Annotated in this window: 18 protein-coding genes; 9 read left to right on the top strand and 9 right to left on the bottom strand. The window is 61.5% G+C overall.

The window, feature by feature from the left end; genetic code table 11:
* Positions 1-180 precede the first annotated feature (180 nt).
* The 3 genes from J5J09_RS21325 to J5J09_RS21315 all read left to right on the top strand — a co-directional run bounded on the left by J5J09_RS21325 (position 181) and on the right by J5J09_RS21315 (position 3,292).
* A complete protein-coding gene (locus J5J09_RS21325) occupies positions 181-1,986 on the top strand; it encodes a methyl-accepting chemotaxis protein (RefSeq protein WP_208554237.1) in 1,806 nt (601 codons plus the stop codon).
* A 2-nt stretch (positions 1,987-1,988) separates the two neighbouring features.
* On the top strand, positions 1,989-2,474 hold the full coding sequence (locus tag J5J09_RS21320) for a chemotaxis protein CheW (RefSeq protein WP_208554236.1): 486 nt from the start codon (positions 1,989-1,991) through the stop codon (positions 2,472-2,474).
* A 113-nt stretch (positions 2,475-2,587) separates the two neighbouring features.
* Entirely contained in the window at positions 2,588-3,292 is a 705-nt protein-coding gene (locus J5J09_RS21315) for a ParA family protein (protein WP_208554235.1), read from the top strand.
* Between the two features lie 14 nt (positions 3,293-3,306).
* Here J5J09_RS21315 and J5J09_RS21310 read toward each other — a convergent pair whose 3' ends face one another.
* The gene (locus J5J09_RS21310; protein WP_246746062.1) at positions 3,307-5,028 is read right to left on the bottom strand and encodes a type VII secretion target; all 1,722 of its coding nucleotides are present in this window, start codon (positions 5,026-5,028) and stop codon (positions 3,307-3,309) included.
* A 366-nt stretch (positions 5,029-5,394) separates the two neighbouring features.
* Between J5J09_RS21310 and J5J09_RS21305 the strand changes: the two genes are divergently transcribed.
* The gene (locus J5J09_RS21305) at positions 5,395-6,186 is read left to right on the top strand and encodes a protein-glutamate O-methyltransferase CheR (protein ID WP_246746061.1); all 792 of its coding nucleotides are present in this window, start codon (positions 5,395-5,397) and stop codon (positions 6,184-6,186) included.
* The gene (locus tag J5J09_RS21300) at positions 6,186-7,274 is read left to right on the top strand and encodes a chemotaxis response regulator protein-glutamate methylesterase (protein ID WP_208554232.1); all 1,089 of its coding nucleotides are present in this window, start codon (positions 6,186-6,188) and stop codon (positions 7,272-7,274) included. Before J5J09_RS21305 ends, J5J09_RS21300 begins: the two co-directional genes overlap by 1 nt.
* A 37-nt stretch (positions 7,275-7,311) precedes the next feature.
* Here the strand turns inward: J5J09_RS21300 and J5J09_RS21295 are convergent, their stop codons facing one another.
* Positions 7,312-8,220 carry a LysR family transcriptional regulator gene (locus tag J5J09_RS21295; protein WP_208554231.1) on the bottom strand — a complete coding sequence of 303 codons (909 nt, stop codon included), beginning with the start codon at positions 8,218-8,220 and terminating at the stop codon, positions 7,312-7,314.
* A 320-nt stretch (positions 8,221-8,540) separates the two neighbouring features.
* On the opposite strand from J5J09_RS21295, the gene J5J09_RS21290 reads away from it, so the two are divergent.
* From J5J09_RS21290 to J5J09_RS21280, 3 genes are all read left to right on the top strand, one after another.
* Positions 8,541-9,338, top strand: coding sequence for an alpha/beta hydrolase (locus J5J09_RS21290; protein WP_208554230.1), 798 nt, complete (start codon positions 8,541-8,543; stop codon positions 9,336-9,338).
* A 60-nt stretch (positions 9,339-9,398) separates the two neighbouring features.
* On the top strand, positions 9,399-10,586 hold the full coding sequence (locus J5J09_RS21285) for an efflux RND transporter periplasmic adaptor subunit (RefSeq protein ID WP_208554229.1): 1,188 nt from the start codon (positions 9,399-9,401) through the stop codon (positions 10,584-10,586).
* A 116-nt stretch (positions 10,587-10,702) separates the two neighbouring features.
* On the top strand, positions 10,703-13,939 hold the full coding sequence (locus J5J09_RS21280) for an efflux RND transporter permease subunit (protein ID WP_208554228.1): 3,237 nt from the start codon (positions 10,703-10,705) through the stop codon (positions 13,937-13,939).
* A 69-nt stretch (positions 13,940-14,008) separates the two neighbouring features.
* Here J5J09_RS21280 and J5J09_RS21275 read toward each other — a convergent pair whose 3' ends face one another.
* The 7 genes from J5J09_RS21275 to J5J09_RS21245 form a co-directional block, all read right to left on the bottom strand.
* Positions 14,009-15,019 (bottom strand): zinc-binding alcohol dehydrogenase family protein, encoded by a 1,011-nt coding sequence (locus tag J5J09_RS21275; protein WP_208554227.1) that lies wholly within the window; start codon positions 15,017-15,019, stop codon positions 14,009-14,011.
* Between the two features lie 64 nt (positions 15,020-15,083).
* A complete protein-coding gene (locus tag J5J09_RS21270) occupies positions 15,084-16,133 on the bottom strand; it encodes an L-idonate 5-dehydrogenase (protein WP_208554470.1) in 1,050 nt (349 codons plus the stop codon).
* 58 nt (positions 16,134-16,191) lie between these two features.
* Complete coding sequence (locus J5J09_RS21265) at positions 16,192-17,598, bottom strand: TRAP transporter large permease (protein WP_208554226.1); 1,407 nt, start codon at positions 17,596-17,598, stop codon at positions 16,192-16,194.
* Between the two features lie 3 nt (positions 17,599-17,601).
* Positions 17,602-18,174, bottom strand: coding sequence for a TRAP transporter small permease (locus J5J09_RS21260; RefSeq protein WP_208554225.1), 573 nt, complete (start codon positions 18,172-18,174; stop codon positions 17,602-17,604).
* 66 nt (positions 18,175-18,240) lie between these two features.
* Complete coding sequence (locus tag J5J09_RS21255) at positions 18,241-19,215, bottom strand: sialic acid TRAP transporter substrate-binding protein SiaP (RefSeq protein ID WP_208554224.1); 975 nt, start codon at positions 19,213-19,215, stop codon at positions 18,241-18,243.
* 67 nt (positions 19,216-19,282) lie between these two features.
* The gene (locus J5J09_RS21250) at positions 19,283-19,990 is read right to left on the bottom strand and encodes a FadR/GntR family transcriptional regulator (protein WP_208554223.1); all 708 of its coding nucleotides are present in this window, start codon (positions 19,988-19,990) and stop codon (positions 19,283-19,285) included.
* 146 nt (positions 19,991-20,136) lie between these two features.
* A complete protein-coding gene (locus tag J5J09_RS21245) occupies positions 20,137-21,198 on the bottom strand; it encodes an Ldh family oxidoreductase (RefSeq protein WP_208554222.1) in 1,062 nt (353 codons plus the stop codon).
* Positions 21,199-21,279: 81 nt separating this feature from the next.
* Here J5J09_RS21245 and J5J09_RS21240 point away from each other — a divergent pair, with 81 nt between their 5' ends.
* A complete protein-coding gene (locus J5J09_RS21240; protein ID WP_208554221.1) occupies positions 21,280-22,272 on the top strand; it encodes a GntR family transcriptional regulator in 993 nt (330 codons plus the stop codon).
* The last annotated feature ends 30 nt before the right edge of the window (positions 22,273-22,302 follow it).

The raw sequence follows: 22,302 nt of genomic DNA, 5'->3' as shown, positions 1-22,302 counted from the left end.
TCACGGGTGCCGGGCGTCGAGGCCGGCGAGTGTATACGCCGGCACCCGTGATCGTGGACCTGTGACGGCATCGGACAAGCGAATGATCATCGCGACGATCGTCACCGCCTCAATTTTGCAGCGCCTCGGGTCTGGGAGCTGCGTTGGTCATAATTTAGCGATGTATCGGGGACAAAGAACATGCGCTTCACCATAAAACTCAAACTTGCCGTGGCATTCGGCATCATTATTTTGATGATGGCCGGAACCTCTGTTTACGCGATTTCCAGCCTATCGTCCCTCAATCAGGCGATTAGTGATCTTATTGCGGGTCCTGCCGCGCGCCTGGAGGCAGCACAAAACCTGGGCAATCTTCAGCTTCGCATCGCGCGGGCGCAAATGAACATGGCCACCGCGACGAGCGGTGCGGATGTTGCAAAATATGTTGAGGCAAGCGATCGCAACCGCAAGAACTTTTCCGAGAAGCTGGACTGGCTGGTCGGAGCAGCGTCAACGGAGGCTGGCCGTCAGGCCTGGCAGGACGTGCAGAAAGAGGCGGAGCAACTCTTCCGTCTTGATGACAGAGTTCGCAATCTTGCGAGCAGCGGTAACGGCACGGAGGCCGTGAGAGTTGCTACCACCGAAGCGCGCTCGGTGATGGACAAGATCGAGGAAGTCATCAATATCCGGATCGAGTCTGCGAAGGCGCAGATGGTCGAGGCGGACGAGCAGACCAATCTGCAGTATGCGACGACCAGAGCACTCATCCTTACAATTTCCGGTGCGGCCCTGGTCCTGGCGCTCGGTGCAGCCGTCTGGATCGCACTCGGCATCAACACCGGTCTTCGCAAGGTCATGGCGGTGGCGGAGGCCGTCGCTATCGGTGATCTCAACCAGAACATCGAAATCAAGACCAATGATGAAATCAAGGATCTGGTTAACACCATCAATGTGATGACCGGTAACCTGCGTAACACGGCGCACCTCGCCAACCAGATCGCCGAAGGCGATCTGACCGTGAAGCCGAAGCCGCTGTCGGACAAGGACACGCTCGGCATGGCCTTGGAGATCATGGTGGAACGGTTGCGCGCTGTCGTCGCGGATGCCATGGCGGCCGCAACCAACGTGTCGGCTGGTAGCCAGGAACTGTCGTCCAGCTCGGAGCAGCTGTCGCAGGGTGCCACCGAGCAGGCGTCCTCGGCCGAAGAGGCGTCGGCCTCGATGGAAGAGATGGCGGCGAATATCAAGCAGAACGCCGACAATGCCGCCCAGACGGAAAAGATCGCCCGCCAGTCGTCGACGGACGCCCAGGCGAGCGGCGAGGCCGTGGGCCGTGCCGTCGGTGCGATGCGGACGATCGCCGAGAAAATCTCGATTGTTCAGGAAATCGCCCGCCAGACCGATCTGCTTGCCCTGAACGCTGCCGTGGAAGCAGCGCGCGCCGGCGAGCATGGCAAGGGCTTTGCGGTCGTTGCTTCCGAAGTGCGCAAGCTCGCCGAACGCAGCCAAGCTGCGGCAGCGGAAATCTCGGCTCTGTCCGGCGAAACGGTGACGGTCGCGACGGAAGCTGGCGAGATGCTGAACCGACTGGTTCCAGATATCCGCAAGACGGCAGAACTCGTCTCGGAAATCTCGGCGGCCTGCCGCGAGCAGGACATCGGCGCCTCGCAGATCAACGAGGCGATCCAGCAGCTCGACAAGGTGACGCAGCAGAACGCCGGCGCATCTGAAGAGATGTCAGCGACGTCGGAAGAACTGGCGGCGCAGGCTGAAGAACTGCAGGCCTCCATCGCCTTCTTCCGGGTGGACAGCGGGTCGCGTGCAGAGCTTAACCATGCTGAGAAACTGCGGACGACGGCCGCCAAGATGGCGGCGCCGGCAAAACGCGCGTCCTCCGCCCCCGTCAAAACAACGTCGGCCTCGTCATCGCGATCCAAGGGTTTCTCCCTCGACATGTCGATGGGCGGACCCGACAGCGATGACGCCAACTTCAAGGAAAGCGCATAGCCATGGCAAGCTCGGAATCCCAATATGTCACGTTCAGTCTCGGCGAGGAAATCTTCGCCGTGCCGGTGGAAGTGGTGCGCGAGATTCTGGATCATGAGGATGTCTTCAAGATTCCCCACGGTCCCGACTATCTTCTCGGCCTCAGGGATGTCCGGGGTCAGGGCGTTCCGATCATCGATCTTCGGCTGAAGCTCGGCATGGAGCGCACGGTGAAGACGGAGCACACGCGCGTGCTGGTGCTCGACGTCCAGGCGGGAGGGCGGGCGCTGTCGCTCGGCCTCCTCGCGGACAAGGTGTTCGAGGTGACGCCCTTCCGATGCGAGCAGCTTGAGCAGGCGCCCGACATCGGCACACGCTGGAATTCCGACTACATTGCCGGCGTGGTGCGGCGGGAGACGGGCTTCGTGGTGCTGATCGACCTGACGCAGCTCTTCGGCGACGAGGCCGGCGTCATCGGCGGCCAGCCAAGGCTGAAGCAGAGTGCTTGATCGGGTCGGTGGCGCGAAAGCTTCGTGCCACCTCCAAATGCTTACTGGCAAGAACGCAATCGGCGGCCTGTGAGGTCGCTTTCGCACCGAGACATACTTTACAGGAGGGGCCGATGCCGGTCATCACTTTCGCCAATACCAAGGGCGGCGCCGGAAAAACCACGGCAGTTCACCTACTGACCAGCGAACTCCTGAGACGGGGGAAATCGGTGACCGTCATCGATTGCGATCCGCAGTGCTGGATTTCACGCTGGTCCGAAAAATGCGGGCGGGTGGCCGGCCTGAAGATCGTCAGCTATGTCACGGCGCGCAACATCCAGGAGGAGGTTGAGGCCGGCAAGCGGATGAGCGATTTCGTCATCCTCGACCTGCCCGGAGCCTGCAGCCCGCTTCTGGCAACGGCGCTCGGGTTCGCCGATCATGTGATCATCCCGGTGCAGGGGTGCACCATGGATGCTCAAGGCGGGGCCCAGGTTCTGGAACTGCTTGCCTATCTCGACAAGCGGGCCAATATCAGGATTCCACATTCGGTACTGCTGACGCGCGTCAATTCGATCGTGACGACGCGGGCGCTACAGGCGGTGAAGGAATTGCTTGCCAGCCGCGGTGTGCATGTGTTTTCGACGCCGATCATCGAACGCGCTGCCTTCCGCGATATGTTCGACCACAACGGCCCGCTGCACACGATGGACCCCGAGCGGGTGACCAACCTCGCCCGCGCCCTTGAGAATGCGCAGTGCTACGCGGACGAACTGCTGCGTTTGCTGCCGGGGCAGTCGGTAACCCCCCGGACATCCGGCAAACGGGACGCCGCCTGAGCTGTAGCCGGGACTCAGAACAGGGCTTCGTCGAAGAGGTCTTCGTCACTCGTCGGCGCCGAAGCCGCCGGAGCGCTCACCTCGATCTCGGTCCCGAATATGCGCGCGTGGATCTCCCGTTCGGAGGCCATCGTGTAGGTTCGGTAGATGCGGTTTCCAACCGACTGAAGCGCCTCGGCGATGCCTGAGGCATCGGGGTTTGCATCGACGATCAGGTCCTGCGCTCGGGTGGAGCACTCCGCCAGCACGTCGCCCAGTTCGGCGCGGAAATCAAGCCCGGCAATCTTTCGCGTCACCGTGTCGGAGACGTCGGCGCCACAGGCTCGAAGGCTCGCCATATCCTCTTCCATCGCATCGCCAGCCGTTCTGATGCTTTCCAAGGCTTCCTCCAGTCGAGCATCGAGGCTCAACTCCGTCGTGCCGCCAGTGTCGCCGAGCTTGCCGGCGTCTTCTTCCAAAGAGTTCAGCGCAACGATCACGCGTTCGGCCACCTCATCAAGCCGGCCGGAGAACACGCGCAGTTCCGCGGTCACGACGTTGACGGCCTTGCCTTCCTCGCCGAGCTTGCTGCAGCGGAGATTGGTGTTCAGGGCCATGTACTGGATGTCGGTGCGGACCAGCTGGATCGTGCTGATACCTTTCAGCAATTCCTGCACTGTCGCAATGGTTCCGCGGCCCAGGCCGTTCGCCTTTTCGGCCGCCTGTTCGATATCCTGCACCAGCGCGCGAGCGGATCCGATGTCGGTCTCCAGAACGCGGATGGCCTGATCGGCCGACTGGCCGCCACCCATATCGCCCTGCAGGGACAGAAGGCCGTCGATATCGGCACGGAAGCTCTCGATCGTGCGAACGATCGTCATGCATTCCCGGTCGAAGTCGCGGGCGATCTCGGCGAGCTGCTCGTGGACGAGATGCTGTACGAAGGCGGTCAGCGTCTGGCGGTTTTCCGCCGTCAGGGACCTTGCTTCCTCGGATCGGAGATGATCGTCGAGGAACTCGAAGGCGGACTGGCAATGTTCGATGCGCTGGCGGGTTATGTCGCCAATCTGCATGGCTGAAAGCGTGGTTGCGGCCTTGGTCTGCACCTGTCGTGCGAGCCCCGCAACCTTCTGCGCCAGTTCGGCCAGCCGGCGGCGCTGGGTGGTCAGCTCGCCGGCATTCCTGGACAGGTTGTCAACAATCGGCGGGATGCTGCGACGGAAACTCTCGAGCGCCTCGTTTCCGCCCTTTGCGGCCTTGCCGGTGATGGCGTCAAGGGCCTTGATCTTCTCCGACAGGCCGTTCACCTGGTCGGTCCCGAACTGGATGCGTTCAAGGATCTCCTCGACGAAACTCTGGAAGTCGGGTATCGCCGCGCCGGTAATCTTGGCCGTGGTTGCGAAGGTGCGCAAATAACGCAGCGTTTCCTGCATGTCGGCGATGTAGGAGCCGAGAGAGGTTTCGGTCGTCACGACGCTCGCCAGTTTCTGCTGTCGATCGGTTTCGATGGAAGGCAGGGCCTTTAGCTGCTCCACGGTTTCGAGCAGTTTGCCGATGGTCGCTTCGGCCGTCTTTTCATCGATCGAGGCCGACAGATGTTCAAGAGAGCTAACCATTCGGTTGAGGACATCGAGCACGCCGAGAAGGACAGCTCCGCCGTCAAGAAAACGCTGTTCGATCCTGACGCGCGCGCCTTCCAGTCGCTCAACAAGATCCTGCTCGCCGGAGACCTGCTCCACGCGCAATGCCGCCGCCATGTTCTTCACGCCCTGTCCCTCGCATTCGATGGGTCGACCGTAGTAACAACAGGGTAATGCTTGGTAAAATTGTCGTCCTAAATCCCGCATCGCGGACGACTGCCTGCATTTAAGATGAATAATTGATTATAGGACTACCTATCTCGACCCCGATCTGGTCGCCTTGCGACGCTGCATTCACGGGTTGTTAAACATAACCCTCCAGTATTTTTCGGGGGAATTTCTGAAGAAGCAATTTTGAGCGGCGGCCGGCAGAAACGCTACCGAACAGGGCGGCAGGCGGCCAGAAAAAAGATGGGGAATGGCGTGGCTGCAGTAGCAAGAGTTCGCGAGGCCGAAGACCGGCTGAGCAATCGCAATTTCGAAATGCTGTCCGGCTTTATTTACGACTACAGCGGCATCAAGATGCCGTCCTCGAAGATGACGATGCTGGAAGGGCGGCTGCGGCGACGTCTTCGCGCCACGGGCATACCGACCTTCAACGATTACTGCGACTATCTGTTCAAGCATGACGGCATCGAAAAGGAAGGCATTTTCCTGATCGACGCGGTCACGACCAACAAGACCGATTTTTTCCGCGAGCCGAAACACTTCGAATACATGACGGAAACGGCGCTGCCCGAGCTCGTCGCAGCCGGACACAAACGTCTGCGGCTCTGGAGTTCGGCCTGCTCGATTGGTGCCGAGCCCTACACGATGGCGATGGTGATGCAGGATTTCGCCGAGCGCCAGGGCGGGATCGACTACAAGATATATGCGACCGATCTTTCCACCGATGTCCTTCAGGCGGCGCGGCGTGGCATCTATTCGGCGGATATGGTGCAACCTGTGCCGCCGGAGATGCGCCGCAAATATCTGATGGTTTCCCGCGATCCGTCTCGCGCCGAGGTGCGGATTCATCCGCATCTTCGCTCGATGATCGGATTCGGACGGCTGAACCTGATGGACGATGCCTACCGCATGGGCGATCCGATGCAGATGATCTTCTGCCGCAATGTGCTCATATACTTCGACAAGCCGACGCAGGCGCGGGTGCTTTCGCGGCTGTGCGACTGCCTCGTCAAAGGCGGTTTTCTGTTCGTCGGACACTCCGAGACGGTGACCGGGATACCACTGCCGGTGAAGCAAGTTGCGAATACGGTGTTCAAGAAAGTCTGATGCCCACACTCAACAGAAAAATCCGGGTCCTGATCATCGATGACTCCGCCAGCGTCCGGCAGGTGCTGACGCAGGTGCTGGAAGAAGATCCGGAGATCGAGGTGATGGGTACCGCCGCCGATCCCTTTGTGGCGGCCAAGAAGATCCAGGAGGAGATTCCCGACGTCATAACGCTCGATGTCGAGATGCCTCGGATGGATGGTATCACCTTCCTGCGCAAGCTGATGTCACAGCGGCCGATCCCTGTCGTGATGTGCTCGTCTCTGACCGAGGCAGGGTCGGAAACGTTGATGCAGGCGCTTGAGGCGGGGGCCGTCGATGTCATTCTCAAGCCGAAGATAGCCGCAGCCGACCACCTGGCGGAATCGGGTTCGCGGATTCGTCATGCGGTGAAAGGGGCGGCGATCGCTCGCCTGGACAGGAAACGGCAAATCGTTCCCACGGGATCGCCAGCAGCGAAGCTGACTGCCGATGCGGTGCTGCCGCCTCCGACCGGCCGCGCCATGGCGAAAACCACGGAGATGGTCGTCTGCATCGGGGCTTCCACAGGGGGTACCGAGGCGCTGCGCGTGCTGCTTGAGCAGATGCCGGCCAACTCGCCCGGAATGGTCATCGTCCAGCACATGCCGGAGAAATTCACCGCGGCCTTTGCCAAACGCCTGAACAGTCTCTGCGACGTAGAGATCAAGGAGGCCGTGAACGGCGACCCGGTGCTGCGCGGCCATGTGCTGATCGCGCCCGGCGACAAGCACATGATGCTGGAACGGCAGGGCGCGCGGTACCTCGTCTCGGTCAAGGACGGGCCGCTGGTCTCGCGGCACAGGCCATCGGTCGATGTGCTGTTTCGGTCGGCGGCGAGGGCCGCCGGCGCCAATGCCATGGGTGTGATCATGACCGGCATGGGCGATGATGGTGCCCGCGGCATGAAGGAAATGCACGACGTCGGCGCTTTCACCGTGGCGCAGGACGAGGCAAGCTCGGTTGTCTTCGGCATGCCGAAGGAGGCAATCGCTCACGGTGGGGTCGAGAAGACCGTATCGCTCGACCAGATTCCGCGGGAAATTCTGGCGGCTGATCGGCGGCGTTAGGGTTATAGTTGGCCAAAAGGCTGACAGGAAGACCGCATCATTCGTCGCATTTGACGTCGGCCAGAAGTTTGACCAGCCAGTCGACGAAGACCCGCACCTTGTTGCTCAGGTGTCGGTTCGGCGGATAAACGATGTAGAGCGGTATGGGCTCCGCCTTCCAGTCGGGAAGGATTTCCACAAGTTCGCCTGACTGCAGCTTGTCCACAATCATGAAGCGGGCGACCTGGGCGATGCCCAGGCCCTGCTCAACGGCGGTGACATAGCTGCGTGCATCGTTGACGGCGACGATGTATTTTCCCGACACCTCGACTTTTTCATCATCTTTCAGAAATTCGAAGTTCATCGTTCGGCCGGTCTGCGCCATGAAATAATTGACGCAGTAATGCTTCTCCTCGATCTCGTGCGGGCTCTTCGGTATGCCGAATTTTTCGAGGTAGTGGCGCGATGCGCAAGTGACGAGGCTCAGCTCGGACACCCGGCGGGCGATCAGGGACTGATCGGCGGGAACGCCGCCACGCAAGGCGCAGTCCACGTTTTCGGCGAGATAATCGACTGTCCGATCGCCGACGCCGAGATCGATGCGGATATCCGGGTACTTCTTGTAGAAATCTACGAGCGACGGAATGACGACCATATCGGCCAGAACGCCCGCCATCTCGACGCGCAGGCGGCCGCCGGGATTGGTCTGGGAGGTCGTCAGGCTGCCGTCGAGTTCGTCGATCTCGGTAATGATCTGGGCCGCGCGTTCATAATAGAGCGCACCGTCCGTCGTGACGATCACGCGGCGCGTCGTGCGGTTGAGAAGCTTGGTCTGGAGGTGTGCCTCAAGGCCCTGGATCAGGTTCGTCACCGTGGCTTTCGGCAGGCGCAGGGCTTCCGCGGCGCGCGTGAAGTTGCCGGTTTCGACAACCCGTAGAAATGCCCTCATGGCCGAAAGCTGGTCCATAGGAACGTCCTCTCGCAGTTTGCATTGCGATATTATTCATAAATCGGAACAGTGTGGTCATATTTGATATGCTTGTTCGACCGCCAAGACAAGATAAGTTGTTATCGAGCAAGAACAACCGTGGCGGTGCTGCGGAATGGTGACGGCGGGTGGCCACGGGCGAAAAAATTGCCGAGGGGTCTTTACCTGAAGTTTTGTTGAGGTTCTAGGGTGCGTTTCGCAACCGAAGAAGGTCTCCGAAATGAGCTTGTCGCCTTTCCCCGCAGAAGCCGCCATACTCGCCATCCGGCGCCGTTTGGCCGGGTGTGAAGGAGCAGCAGATGAGTGTCGAGATCATGGATATGACGCTGGACCAGGTGGCCGCAGGCCCCGTCCAGGCGCGTATCTACAAAGGCGGAGAGTTCGGCAAGGGACCGCCGGTGCTGATCTACTTCCATGGCGGATCGTTCATGGAGGCTGGACTGAGGGACAGTGCCGTTGCGGCCTGCATCGCCAGTACCGGGGCTATCGTGGTCGTGCCCGACTACAACACGCCTCTCGGGGGTGTGTTTCCGAAGCCTCTCGAAGTTGGATTTTCGCTGTTCAGCTATTTGGCAAAGAAGCGGGCGGGGCTGGGCGACCGCAAGTCGCTTTTGCTGGTCGGCGGCGAGGAGGCGGGCGGCAATGTGGCAGCGGCGGTGGCCTTGAAGGCGCGCGATTATTATGCCGACGAGCTTGACGGCCAGGTGCTGTTTTCGCCGCTTCTCGATCCGTTCATGGGCTCGCAGTCCATGAGGAAGGCGGATGCGATCGGCATGCGCGAGCGCTGGGCGGATGGCTGGAACCACTATCTCAGCGCCGGCCGGTGCCACCCTTATGCGGCGCCGAGCATGTGCTCGCGTCTGTCCGGCATGGCGCCGGCGCTGGTGATGTCGGCGGAAGACGATCCGCTGCTCGATGAGTCAGTCGGCTACTGCCAAAAATTGGCGGCGGCGGGGGTAAAGGTGAGAAAAGACATTCTGCCAGAGGGAACCGGCTGGGTCTCCATCTATGGCGGCAAGACAAATCAGGTTCCCGTCTGGGAGGAACACGTAAGGTGCGAATTCAACGGCTTCGTGAAGGAAGTCGCCATTCAGTAATCACATTTGAAAATTCGATAATCGAGCGGATCCTCTGCGGTCCGTAAGGAGAAGAAAGCCATGACATCGAAGAGCAAACGCTGGGCCCTTATGGGCACCGGCCTGGGACTTGCTGCGTCCATTTCCGCTGCTACCGTCTTTTTCGACCTGCCGACCAAGGCCTCTGCGGAAGCCACCACGGCATCGGCTGAAGCGCCGGCGATCCCGGTTACGGTTGCAACGGTAGAAGGCCGCAACGTCCGAAGCTGGGAAGAGTTTTCCGGCCGTCTGGAGGCCGTGGACCGGGTACAGATCCGTTCTCGCGTCGCTGGCGCCATCCAGTCCGTCGAGTTTCGCGAGGGCGGCCTGGTGAAGGCCGGGGACCTGCTGTTCAAGATCGATCCCGCGCCCTATCAGGCAGCCGTTTCCCAGGCCCAGGGCCAGGTTGCGTCGGCCGAGGCGCGGCTTGACCTTGCCCGGCTCGAATTGGAACGCGGACGTCGACTTTCGGAAAACCGCACGATTTCGCAGAGCGATCTCGATCAGCGGCAGAACGCGTTCACCGATGCGCAGGCTAATCTGCGCAGCGCCGAGGCGGCCCTGCAATCGGCTCAGCTGGAGCTCGACTACACCGAGGTGAAGGCCCCCGTCGCCGGCAAGGTCGGCAGGGTGGAGATCACCGTCGGCAACCTCGTCGCGGCCGGCTCAGCCTCCCCCGCGCTGACGACGCTCGTCTCCGTCGATCCGATCTATGCGAGCTTCAACGCAAGCGAACAGTTCGTGGCGCGGGCGCTTGCCCGGATTCCGGCGGAAAACGGCGTGCAGGACCTTGGCATGATCCCGGTCGAGATCGAGACGCTGGCTGATGACGGCAAGGCAATCCAGGGCAAGCTGCAACTCGTCGATAACCAGGTGGACGCAGCGACCGGGACAATCGGCGTGCGCGCCGTCTTCGACAATCCCGACGGCAGGCTTATTCCCGGCCAGTTCGTGCGAATCCGCATGGGCGAACCGGCTCCCGAGAGCAAGATCCTCGTCAGCGACCGGGCCATCGGTACCGACCAGGACAAGAAGTTCGTGTTCGTGGTCGATGCCGAAAATAAGGTCGGCTATCGCCCGGTCGAGCTCGGTAAGCTGATCGACGGCGAGCGGGTCGTGGAAAGCGGGCTTGCCGATGGCGACCGGATCGTCGTCAACGGCCTGCAGCGTATTCGTCCCGGCGCATTGGTCGACCCGCAGGCGCCTGAAAGCGTCGCCGCCGTCAACTGAGTGGAGCGGGCAGCACCGCTGCCCGTTGATTTCCCCAATACCGATACCGATCGCCGGTCCCTCGACCGGCGATGCGGGTTCGTTTGTCCAGATTTCATCCCGGAGAGGGACCTGACATGAATATCTCCCGTTTCTTCGTCGACAGACCGGTCTTCGCGGCCGTGCTTTCGATCCTCATCGTGGTCGCCGGCCTGATCGGCATGCGATCGCTGCCGATTTCGGAGTATCCCGAGGTCGTGCCGCCATCGATCGTGGTGCGCGCCACCTATCCTGGCGCGAACCCGGTGGTCATCTCCGAAACCGTTGCGACACCGCTCGAAGAGCAGATCAACGGTGTCGAGGACATGCTGTACATGAACAGCCAGGCGACGTCCGACGGCGTTTTGACGGTGACGGTCACCTTCAAGCTCGGGACCGACCCCGACAAGGCGCAGCAGCTGGTGCAGAACCGCGTGTCGCAGGCCGAACCGCGGCTTCCGGCCGAGGTACGGGCGCTCGGGGTGACGACGGTGAAGAGCTCGCCTGACTTCATCATGGTGGTCAACCTCGTCTCGACGACGGATCGCTACGACGTAACCTATCTGCGCAACTATGCAACGCTCAACATCCGTGACCGTCTGGCGCGCATCGAAGGCGTGGGGCAGGTCCAGGTCTTCGGCGCCGGCGACTATGCCATGCGCGTTTGGATCGATCCCCAGAAGGCTGCCCAGAACGGGCTTGCCGCGAGCGACATCACCAACGCTATCCGTTCGCAGAACGTCCAGGCGGCGGCGGGCATCATCGGTGCCTCGCCCAATCTCGACGGCGTCGACCTGCAGCTCAACGTCAACGCCCAGGGTCGCCTGCGCACGCCGGAAGAATTTGGCAATATCATCGTCAAGACCGGCGACGAAGGCCAGATCACGCGCCTGAGGGACGTCGCGCGCGTCGAGATGGGGGCGGCCGATTACACGCTGCGCTCGCTGCTTGACGGCGACCCGGCGGTCGCCATCGCCGTGCTGCAGGCTCCGGGCTCGAACGCGATCGAGATCGCGGACAATGTGCATGCCACCATGGACCAGCTGCAACTGGCGATGCCGGAAGGCGTTCGCTACGAGATCGTCTACGACACCACCGAGTTCGTCCGGTCGTCGATCGAGAAGGTGGTCGACACGCTGCTGGAAGCCGTGGCGCTCGTGGTGCTCGTTGTTATCATCTTCCTGCAGACCTGGCGGGCCTCGATCATTCCGCTGATCGCCGTTCCCGTTTCGATTATCGGTACGTTCGCGGTGATGTATGCCTTCGGCTTCTCGATCAACGCGCTGACGCTGTTCGGCCTGGTGCTGGCGATCGGTATCGTGGTCGACGACGCGATCGTTGTTGTCGAGAACGTCGAGCGCAACATAGAGAATGGTCTCAGTCCGCGGGAGGCGACATACAAGGCGATGCGGGAGGTCTCCGGGCCAATCATCGCCATCGCTCTCGTTCTGGTCGCGGTGTTCGTGCCGCTCGCCTTCATCAGCGGGCTGTCGGGTCAGTTCTACCGGCAGTTCGCGCTGACGATCGCCATTTCCACCGTGATCTCGGCGATCAATTCGCTGACGCTGTCGCCGGCGCTGGCTGCGCTTCTGCTGAAGGGCCATCATGCGCCGAAGGATTGGCTGACGCGCGGGATGGATTTCCTGCTCGGCTGGTTCTTCCGGGGCTTCAACCGGATGTTCGGTGCTGCATCGAACGGCTATGGACGCAGCGTTGGCGGGCTCGTCTCGCGCAAGTCCTTGATCATGATCGTCTATCTGGCATTGCTCGGCGCGACCTATTCGCTGTTCACCACCGTTCCCGGCGGTTTCGTCCCGGCCCAGGACAAGCAGTATCTCATCGGCTTCGCCCAGCTTCCGGACGGTGCGACGCTTGACCGGACGGAAGAGGTGATCAAGCGGATGAGCGAGATTGCCCTCGAACAGCCGGGTGTGGCCCATGCCATTGCGTTTCCGGGTCTGTCGATCAACGGCTTCACGATCGGTTCCAACTCGGGCATCGTTTTCGCTGTGCTCGACGACTTCGAGGAGCGGACGACGCCGGAGCTTTCGGGCGGGGCGATCGCGATGCAGCTGAACCAGAAGTTCTCCGGCATCCAGGACGCCTTTATCGCGATGTTCCCGCCGCCGCCGGTCAATGGTCTTGGTTCGACGGGTGGCTTCAAGCTGCAGATCGAGGATCGCGCAGGTCTCGGCTACGAGGCACTGGACGGGGCAACCAAGGCGTTCCTCGGCCAGGCCTACCAGACGCCGGAGCTTGCGGGGCTGTTTTCCAGCTTCCAGATCAACGTGCCGCAGCTCTATGCCGATATAGACCGCGCCAAGGCGCAGCAGCTCGGCGTGGCGGTGACGGATGTGTTCGAGACGCTGCAGATCTATCTCGGTTCGCTCTACGTCAACGACTTCAACGCTTTCGGACGGACCTACAGCGTCCGGGTGCAGGCCGACGCCGCCTATCGTGCGAAGGCCGAGGATATCGGAAAGCTGGAGGTGCGTTCGCAGTCGGGCGAGATGATCCCGCTTTCGGCCCTGCTGACGGTCGACAGCACGACAGGGCCGGAACGCACCACGCGTTACAACGGCTTCCTGGCGGCCGACATCAACGGCGGACCGGCGCCCGGCTTCTCGTCGGGCCAGGCACAGGCAGCCATCGAGCGGATCGCGGCGGATACGCTGCCGCCCGGCATCGAGTTCGAATGGACGGACCTGACCTACCAGCAGATCCTCGCGGGTAACTCGAGCGTCGTGGTCTTCCCGCTGGCCCTGCTGCTGGTCTATCTCGTGCTCGCCGCCCAGTACGAAAGCCTCACGCTGCCGATCGCGATCATCATGATCGTGCCGATGAGCGTGCTGGCGGCATTGACCGGCGTCTGGCTCACCGGGGGTGACAACAATATCTTCACCCAGATCGGCCTCGTCGTCCTTGTGGGACTATCGGCGAAGAACGCGATCCTGATCGTGGAATTCGCCCGCGAGCTTGAATTCGAGGGCAGGACGCCGGTGGCAGCCGCGATCGAGGCCAGCCGATTGCGCCTACGGCCGATCCTGATGACCTCGATGGCGTTCATCATGGGCGTGGTACCGCTCGTGCTGTCGACGGGGGCAGGGGCCGAAATGCGCGCCGCCATGGGCGTCGCCGTGTTCTCCGGCATGATCGGCGTGACATTCTTCGGCATCTTCATGACACCTGTCTTTTACGTGTTGATCCGCCGGCTGGCCGGCAATCGGCCCCTGGTGCAGCACGAGACGACGGAACCGGTTCATATCGGGGAGACGCACACCGACGAAGGCGCCGATGTCGTCTTCCGTGCGGTGGAACACCAGACGTACGCCTGATCCGCCAACAGGCGCTGCAGCGAGAGGACCCGTTCATGACGAGCGGGTCCTTTTGCGTTTCGGTCCGGATCAGACCTCCAGAATTGCCTTGATCACGCCGGCTTCGGGACGAGACCATTCGGAGAAAAGCCTGATACCGTCATCAAGACGGCCCTGATGGGTATTGAGCGCCCGTGTCGGAACGCGGCCGGCTTCCATCTGCCGGACCACTTCGGCAAAATCATCCGGCTGGGCGTTGCGGCTCGCAATAAGCGTCGCTTCCCGCTTGTGGAATTCCGGATCGGAGAAGGTGATGTCCTGCCGGACAACAGAGAGCAGGACGTAGCGAGCACCGTGGGCCAGGAAGTTGAAGCCGCGCTGCATAGGCACCGCATTGCCGGTGGCATCAATGACGACGTCGTACCATTCGTCGCCGGTCTGGCGCGCGGCCTCCGCTTCAGCGCCGGTGTCGGCGAAGATCGTTGCGTCGGCGCCCAACCCATCGACGGCGAACGCAAGGCGATCCTCGCGGGTGTCCATGACGGTGACATGGGCGCCGCGGGCCTTGGCGAAGATGATCGCCGACATTCCGATCGGACCGGAACCGGTAACGAGTACGCGATCCGAAGCGGCGATGCCGCCACGCTTCACGCCATGAGCTCCGATCGCAAGGAATTCGATCATGGCGGCGTCGATCAATGGAATTCCACCGGTGGGAACAACATTCTGTTCCGGCACCGAAAGGTACTCTGCCATGCCGCCATCACAGTGGACGCCGAGAACGCTGATGTTTCGGCAGGCATTGGTCAGGCCGCGTCGGCACGCCTGGCAGTGGCCGCAGGATAGATAGGGTACGATGTAGACCGGGTCGCCCTTGTTGAGCCGGCTACCGGCGGGAGCTTCCTCGACGGTGCCGGATAGCTCGTGGCCCATGACACGCGGATATTCGAGGAAGGGATGCTTTCCAGCGAAGATGTGGAAGTCGGTGCCGCAGATGCCGACGTGGCGGATGCGGACGAGAACTTCGCCGTCGCGCCTCACCGGCTCGGGACGCATGACGAGGGAGAGGCTGCCGGGTTCGTTGCAGAGAAGGGCTTTCATCGGATCATCCGATCATGGTTGTTCGCTGATGTTTGAGGTCGGTTCATGGCGGCAGGCATCGATGTCATCCTGCTTCGTCGAATGTCAGTTGTACCTTGCAGGCAACCAAGCGGTCGCCGGCCTGTTCGAAAGCCTCGACCGCACTGGCAAGGGGAAGGCTGTGCGTGATGATCGGGCGCACGTCGATGGCGCGGCGTGAGATGAGATCGACCGCAAGTGCGAATTCCCGGTCAAAACGCTGCGAGCCCCGCCACACGATTTCCTTGCCAACAAGAGCGTTGAGCGGGAAGCTCATGTCACCGGTGACGCCAACCTGAACCAGTGTGCCACGCGGCCGAATGACCGCGAAGACACCGCGGAGAGCAGGGGCGGCGGCGGAGCATTCGAAAACGACGTCGAAGAGGCCCTTGTCCTTTTCGTAGGGTGACAAGCCTGCGGGATCCCGCGCGACGTTGATGGTCTCGTCGGCGCCCATCGCCGGAGCGCGGCCGAGCGCCGCGTCGCTGAGATCGGTTACCACGATCCGGCCAGCACCTGCGTGCCGCGCGGCTGCGACCGTCAACAGGCCGATCGGGCCGGCACCCGTTACGAGCACGCTCGCGCCGGAGAGGTCACCGGCCTGGGCGACTGCGTGGAGGCAGACGGCCAGCGGCTCGGAACACGCCGCTTCCGCCGGCGTGACGCCTTCGGCGACCGGATGGCATTGGATGGCGGGAACCGTGAGACGATCCCGGAACATGCCCTGCTCGTGGGGAAGGCGCATTGCGCTGCCCATGAAACGCATCGAGAGGCAATGGATCGTCTGGCCAAGGTCGCAGAAGCGGCACTGGCCGCAGGGCTGCGAGGGATTGACGGCCACCAGCATACCGGGCGCGAGGTGAGAAGCGCCGCTGCCGACGGTCTCGACAATGCCGCTTGCCTCATGACCGGCGATAATCGGTTCGCGAACGCGAACCGGTCCGAAGCCTCCGTCCTGATAGTAGTGGAGGTCAGAACCGCAGATGCCGCCAGCCGCCATGCGCAGGCGTACTTCGCCAGGCCCGGGGTCGGGACTATCGTGCGTTTCGACCCTCAGATCGCGCGTTCCGTAAAGGCGTGCCACCCGCGTCAGCATGGCGAAGTTTCTTTCCATCAGTATGGTCTGGAACCGGCCGATGGACGGCCGGCTCGGGTCAGCGGATAAGGCCGAGCTGGGTCGGCAGCCACAACGTCAATTGCGGAACGAAGGTGATCAGCAGCAGGGCGGCGAAGAGCGGTATCATCCATGGCAGGATCGCCAGCGTCGTTCGCTCGACCGATAGCTTGGAAATCCTCGACAGGACGAACAGCACCATGCCGACCGGCGGCGTCAGGAGGCCGATCATCAGGTTCAGCGTGATGACGACGCCGAGATGAACGGGATCGATGCCGTATCTTGCAGCAACGGGCATCAGGATCGGAACCAGAATGCTGATCGCCGCGATCGTGTCGAGGAAGGCGCCGACGATCAGAAGCAGGATATTGACGATGATCAGGAAGGTCCACCAGTTATCGGTGAGCGAGAACATGAAGTCGGAGAACAGCTGCGCCGCCTGGCTCACCGTCAGCAACCACGCGAAGATCGAGGCTGCGGTGACGATGAAGAGAACCGAGGCGGTGGTCTCGATCGTGTCGAAGGATGCCTTGGCGAGGGCGCGGAAGGTCATGGTGCGGTAGCGCACAAGGCCAAGGAAGAGCGACCAGATGACGGCCGCGACAGCCGCTTCGGTCGGCGTGAACCAGCCCATGGTCATGCCGCCGATCAGCAGCACCGGCGTCATCAGCGCCATCACCGCCGAGAAATCGAAAAACCAGTCGAGAGCGATCAGGGCAGCGAGAGCTATCAACACCGCGACGTTCACCGACAGTCCTGCAAGGATCAGTATATAGACGGCGGCTGGAAAACACAGAACCACTAAGACTTCGAGTGAAGCGCCGGCGAGACGGCGGAGTTCAAAAGGCGTATCGGAACCCCATCCCTTGCGGTGGGCAAAGAACACGACGGTCAGCATCATCAATGCGGCCATCACGATCCCGGGCAGGATGCCGGCCATGAAAAGCGCACCGATCGATGCGTTCGCCATCATTCCGTAGATGACGAAGGGAAGGGAAGGGGGAAATATGGGGCCGAGCGTGGCGGAGGCCGCAGTGACGCCGACCGCTGCCTCAACGGGGTAGCCGTGGTCCTTCATCGCCTTGATCTCGATCGTGCCAATGCCGGCAGCATCGGCAAGGGCGGTGCCTGACATGCCCGAAAAGACCACCGAGCCGATGATGTTGACCTGCGCAAGTCCGCCTTTCATCCAGCCCACAAGCGACAAAGCGAAGTGGTAGATACGGCCGGTGACACCGGCGATGTTCATCAGGTTGCCGACCAGGATGAAAAAAGGGACTGCGATCAGCGGAAAACTTTCGACACCGGCAATCATGCGCTGCGCGGTGATGATGTCCGGGGCGACGCCGTAGACGAGAAGATAGCTGAGCGAGGCGACGATCATCGAGACGGCGACAGGCGTGCCGAGGATGAGGAGAAGCAGAAATGACCCAATAAGAAGCAGCACTATTCAAACTCCCTGCGGACCGGCTTCATCAGCCTGCTCGCGAACCGTTTTCTGGCTAATCATGTCCTTGATGAAATTCTGTATCGAACGCAGCAGCATCAGAACGAAGGCGGCGAGAACCGTGTAGAAGACGATCCCGCGCGGCAGGTCGACCGTGACCATGCGTTCGCTGCCGACGATGTCCATGTAGCGCCACATCAGCCAGGTGACATAGGCGAAGGCGCCGATGACGACGATGTCGACCATGACCTGCAACACCCGCGATACGCCATGCGGCAAAAGGCGATGCAGAAGGTCAACCTGGATGTGCCGAACCATGCGCACACACATGACCGATCCGAGGAAGACGACGATCACCAGACAATTGGCCGCGATCTCTTCCGTCCATGCATAGCTGTTGTTGAGCGCGTAGCGCGTGAAGAACTGCAGGAACACGCAGCACGCCATGCCCCAGAAGACCAGCATGGTCAGCCAATCCTCGACAGCGTAGGGCGAGAGATCGACCGGACCGGTCTCTTCCTCGAAAGCGTGCGCCATTTCATCCACGCTGATCGGCGGGTGATCCTTATCCGACATGTGTAAAACTCCATCCCTGAGGTCCGCAGACCTGGCGCCGCTCGGCGCGGCGCCAGGTCTCTACGTTTACTGAACCGAGCGGATGGCTTCCCAGTCGGCCTTGTTGTATCCGAACTCCTCGAAGGTCACCTTTTCGAGCACGGTGTTCTCGAAGTCAGCCCGATCGACCTCGGTGACGTTGATGCCCTTTGCCTTGAAATCGGCGACAAGACCGTTTTCACGCTCCTCGATGATCTTGGTCGCGCGCGAAGCGGCCTCCTGCATCACTTCGGTGAAGATTTGCTTGTCCTCGTCAGACAGGCTTTCCCAACGGCTCTTCGAGACGACCGTGTTCAGGTGGTCGACGATGTGGCCGGTCAGGATGATGTTCTTCTGGACCTCGTAGAACTTCTTGGCCTCGATGGTCGTCAGCGGATTTTCCTGGGCCTCGACGGTGCCGTTCTGGAGTGCCAGATAGACTTCGGCGAAGGCAATCGGCGTGGTGTTGGCGCCGCAGGCGCGCGGCATCGCCAGGTAGGCCGGCACGTCGGGCACGCGGATCTTGAGGCCCTGCATGTCGGCGCAGCTTGCGATTGGGCGGTTCGAGGTCGTGTGGCGCGTACCGTAGTAGGTGACCGCCGTGATATGGTTTCCGGTCGCCTCCTCGTAACCCTGCGTCAGACGCTTGAAGATGTCGCTCTTCGTATAGGCGAGCAGGTGGCTCGGATCGCGGAAGATATAGGGATAGTAGGTCACGCCGATCGGCTTGTAGTCGCGGGCTGCGAAGCTTGACCCCGAGATGATGATGTCGACGGTGCCGAGCTTCAGGCCCTGGTTGATGTCGGCCTCCTTGCCAAGCTGCGAGGCCGGAAAGACCTCGATCTTGTAGCGACCTTCAGTGCGCTTGGCGATTTCCTCGGCGGCCCAGACGGACTCCGTGTGGAAGGGTTCCGACGTTTCGTAGACATGTGCCCATTTGAGCAGCGTTTCCGCATGGGCGGAGAGGGTCGACGCCATGATCACAGCGGCTGCACCCATCAAGGTCTTCAATCTGAATTTCATCGTATCCTCCAAAAATGATCCCAGATATGCGTTTCCGAAGGCCGGGCTGATGGTCCGGCGACCGGCATTATCTCGGCTGCTCCTCCCCGAAGCTCTCCGAGAATCTCTTTTGCGCCAGTGTCAGGTGGCGACGCATCGCTTCGCGCGCGGCGGCCGGATCGGCCGCTGCGATCGCATCGCGAATGACCCTGTGTTCCTCTAGAGCGAGCCTCCAGGTGTGGGGGCCTTCGAAGTAGCTCGCGAGTTTTTCGAAATAAGGCGAGGTGCGCTTGTGGCTCAGCATACCCATCATGTGTTGGAGAGCCGTGTTGCCGATCATGGTCGCGATGGCCCTGTGAAACGCGAAGTCCGAGGCAACGGCTTCCGAAGAGTCGGCGAGGACCTGTTCCATGCGCTCCAGGATCTCATCGAGGCGTGCTATACCTTCTGGTGTCACATGCCGCGCAGCCTCCTCTGCCACCGCACTTTCGACGATGCAGCGGGCCTGCAGGATTTCGAATGGCCCGTCCGTGTCCTGAAAAGGCTGGATGGCGTGCGGAGCGGTCGGCTTGCTCGAGACATAGATGCCCGATCCCATGCGAATCTGCACCAGGCCTTCCACCTCCAGGACGATGAGCGCTTCCCGTATCGTCGGGCGAGATACAGCTAGACGCTCCGCGAGGTCACGCTCGGCCGGCAGCCTGGCACCGGGCGCGAGTTCACCAGCATCGATCAGGCTACGGATCTGATCCGCGACCTGCCGATAGAGGCGACGCGGTTCCAGCGCGACAAACATCCAGTCCTCCCCACGGCCTCCTCAAGCCGGTCTGGTAAGGTGGCCTTACCAATTGTCAGTAAACGCCGATACGGATGTCGCGTCAACCGTCCCCTGAAAAATTCCACCGCTCCTCAATACGATGGCCTGGAGGCTTCCCGTTGTCGTCATGGCATCGCCACCCGGTATTGGTTCGCCAGAACCGCGAAAGACTCGAGTGTCTGCGGGTCGAGTTCGACGCCTTCGGCATCACGTCTGGCCGCCTCCGCCCATTCCCTGTCCCCGGGAGCCATGACGTGGCCACCTTCTCGCGTTGGAGAGGAGCGCAGGGTTTCGAGGTATCGTTTCATTCCAGCGACGAACGTCTCCCGATCTAGAAAGGCTTCCGGTTTCACGGCCATTACGAATGCCCCCATGCCTCTTGGCTTGGAGAAATCCGGTCCCGGCATCGGGTCGATATCGAAACTGAGCTTCATGCCGGTCAGCACGGCGCTGAGGATTTCTGCGAGACCGGCAAGTGCCGCCCCCTTAAAGCCGAAATCGCCACCCAGGGGCGCCAGCATTTCGACAGACCGGGGATCCGGTGTGTCGATGCCCGCCTTATCGGATGCCACAGCTTCCGGCAGCGCCTGATCCAGGCTGCGGTAGAGAAGCACGCGGTTGTACGGGATTGCGCTAGTCGCCATGTCGAGCAGCCATGGATCGCCATTTTCCACGGGCACGCCGACGGCGATCGGGTTCGTCCCATGAAATCGCATTGCACCTTCATGCAGTCGCACGAAACTGTCCGAATTGCAGAAGGTCAGGGCTATGAAGCCCTGCCTTGCCGCGTGGATCGAATAAGCGCCGGCCGGGCCAAAATGGGAGGTATTGCGGATGGCGACCGCGCCGATGCCGTACCGGTCCGCCAGCCCTGTCGCCCGATCCATCGCGGTATAGGCGGCGAGCGCGCCATGTGCATTGTCGGCATCGAGCGTCTCCACCGCGCCGAAGGCCGAGACGGTTTGCGGGGCAGGCCTCTTGTTCAGGCGCCCGCCTTCTAAACCCCTCACGTAGTGGGGCAACAGCCGGACACCATGGCTGTCGATCCCGTATCGGGTTCCGTGCATCATACCCCGTGTCGCGGCGTCCACCGTTGCCGAATTCGCTCCGCACGCCGCGAGAATATCGCGGCAGAACCGGTCGATCGCGGCAAGTGCGATGTGGCTCCGTGGCTTTGCCTGCAACATGGAGATAGGTTCCTCCCGCTTTTCTGTATTGTGTGTACACTATACATGGCTTAGGGATCATGCAATCCCCGGAGCGTGGCGATGACGGATACAAATCACGACAACAAGGGCGCGCTGGCGCCGAAGCTTTACCAGAGGACCTTCGACGTCCTCGCCGCGGATATAGAAAGCGGGGTGTTCGCCGACGGCGCCCGGTTGACGGAGACGGGTGTCGCCGAGCGGTTCGGTGTTAGCCGCGCGCCGGCGCGGCAGGCGCTGCTCGCGCTCGAACGCTCGGGGCTTGTCCGGAAGAACGGGGCGAAGGGATACGAAGTCCGCGCGCCCGACATCGTCCGATCCGGCCGAGACCCGGTGGGCTCGGAAGACAGCCGAATCCACTTTCTGCCAAGTTGGGAAATCCTCTATCCGGATATCGAGATCGAGATCGTGTCACGCACGTCGCTGGCGAACTGGCGAATCAACGAGGCCGTTCTGGCCAGGCACTACGGGGTCAGCCGCACGGTGGCACGCGATGTCATCGCCCGCCTTCAGCAACGCGGCGTCGTTCAGAAGGATGACAAGGGCCGGTGGTATGCGCCGGCGCTGACGGCGAAGAGAGTCGATGAACTCTACGAGTTGCGCTGGGTGCTTGAGCCGCTGGCGTTGGAAAAGGCATTTGCGGCCCTTCCTGCTGACGTGTTGCCGAGACTGAAGACCAATATCGAGGCCGCGATCGCCTCGCCTGAGGATGTCGACGGCAGGATGCTGGATACGCTGGAGCAGGACCTGCATGTAGAGTTGCTCGGTTATTGCGACAACGGATCCCTGATGCGGGCCATAAGGCTGCCGCAGGCGCTTCTGGTGGCGCATCATTTTCTCTACCGCTGGACCGAGGAGATGTTCGTGACGGAGCCGTTCCTGCCGGAGCATCTGGATGTCATCGACAGTCTCATTGCCGGTGAGGTGACCAGGGCGCAGGGTTTCCTGGTCCATCATCTCAAGGTTTCGCGTGAGAGGGCAATCCACAGGATCGAAGCGGTGGCGAAGATCATCGCGCCGGCGGACATTTCCTATCTCGAAAGGCTCGATGACTGAATGCGTATCGAAGGCAGCGTGACCTGCCGA

It is taken from the genome of Ciceribacter sp. L1K22 (assembly GCF_017599385.1).
Taxonomy (GTDB): domain Bacteria; phylum Pseudomonadota; class Alphaproteobacteria; order Rhizobiales; family Rhizobiaceae; genus Allorhizobium.
Note: the sequence above shows the minus strand (reverse complement) of the source record. Positions and strands in the feature narration are given on the sequence as shown.

What these genes read in the sequence shown, in the direction of transcription:
- J5J09_RS21310 (WP_246746062.1), bottom strand. Translation starts at nt 5,028, where the DNA reads ATGGCGGCGGCATTGCGCGTGGAGCAGGTCTCCGGCGAGCAGGATCTT.
- J5J09_RS21305 (WP_246746061.1), top strand. Translation starts at nt 5,395, where the DNA reads ATGCTGTCCGGCTTTATTTACGACTACAGCGGCATCAAGATGCCGTCC.
- J5J09_RS21295 (WP_208554231.1), bottom strand. Translation starts at nt 8,220, where the DNA reads ATGGACCAGCTTTCGGCCATGAGGGCATTTCTACGGGTTGTCGAAACC.
- J5J09_RS21255 (WP_208554224.1), bottom strand. Translation starts at nt 19,215, where the DNA reads ATGAAATTCAGATTGAAGACCTTGATGGGTGCAGCCGCTGTGATCATG.
- J5J09_RS21300 (WP_208554232.1), top strand. Translation starts at nt 6,186, where the DNA reads ATGCCCACACTCAACAGAAAAATCCGGGTCCTGATCATCGATGACTCC.
- J5J09_RS21270 (WP_208554470.1), bottom strand. Translation starts at nt 16,133, where the DNA reads ATGCTGACGCGGGTGGCACGCCTTTACGGAACGCGCGATCTGAGGGTC.
- J5J09_RS21320 (WP_208554236.1), top strand. Translation starts at nt 1,989, where the DNA reads ATGGCAAGCTCGGAATCCCAATATGTCACGTTCAGTCTCGGCGAGGAA.
- J5J09_RS21260 (WP_208554225.1), bottom strand. Translation starts at nt 18,174, where the DNA reads ATGTCGGATAAGGATCACCCGCCGATCAGCGTGGATGAAATGGCGCAC.
- J5J09_RS21250 (WP_208554223.1), bottom strand. Translation starts at nt 19,990, where the DNA reads ATGTTTGTCGCGCTGGAACCGCGTCGCCTCTATCGGCAGGTCGCGGAT.
- J5J09_RS21245 (WP_208554222.1), bottom strand. Translation starts at nt 21,198, where the DNA reads ATGTTGCAGGCAAAGCCACGGAGCCACATCGCACTTGCCGCGATCGAC.
- J5J09_RS21280 (WP_208554228.1), top strand. Translation starts at nt 10,703, where the DNA reads ATGAATATCTCCCGTTTCTTCGTCGACAGACCGGTCTTCGCGGCCGTG.
- J5J09_RS21275 (WP_208554227.1), bottom strand. Translation starts at nt 15,019, where the DNA reads ATGAAAGCCCTTCTCTGCAACGAACCCGGCAGCCTCTCCCTCGTCATG.
- J5J09_RS21240 (WP_208554221.1), top strand. Translation starts at nt 21,280, where the DNA reads ATGACGGATACAAATCACGACAACAAGGGCGCGCTGGCGCCGAAGCTT.
- J5J09_RS21290 (WP_208554230.1), top strand. Translation starts at nt 8,541, where the DNA reads ATGAGTGTCGAGATCATGGATATGACGCTGGACCAGGTGGCCGCAGGC.
- J5J09_RS21325 (WP_208554237.1), top strand. Translation starts at nt 181, where the DNA reads ATGCGCTTCACCATAAAACTCAAACTTGCCGTGGCATTCGGCATCATT.
- J5J09_RS21285 (WP_208554229.1), top strand. Translation starts at nt 9,399, where the DNA reads ATGACATCGAAGAGCAAACGCTGGGCCCTTATGGGCACCGGCCTGGGA.
- J5J09_RS21315 (WP_208554235.1), top strand. Translation starts at nt 2,588, where the DNA reads ATGCCGGTCATCACTTTCGCCAATACCAAGGGCGGCGCCGGAAAAACC.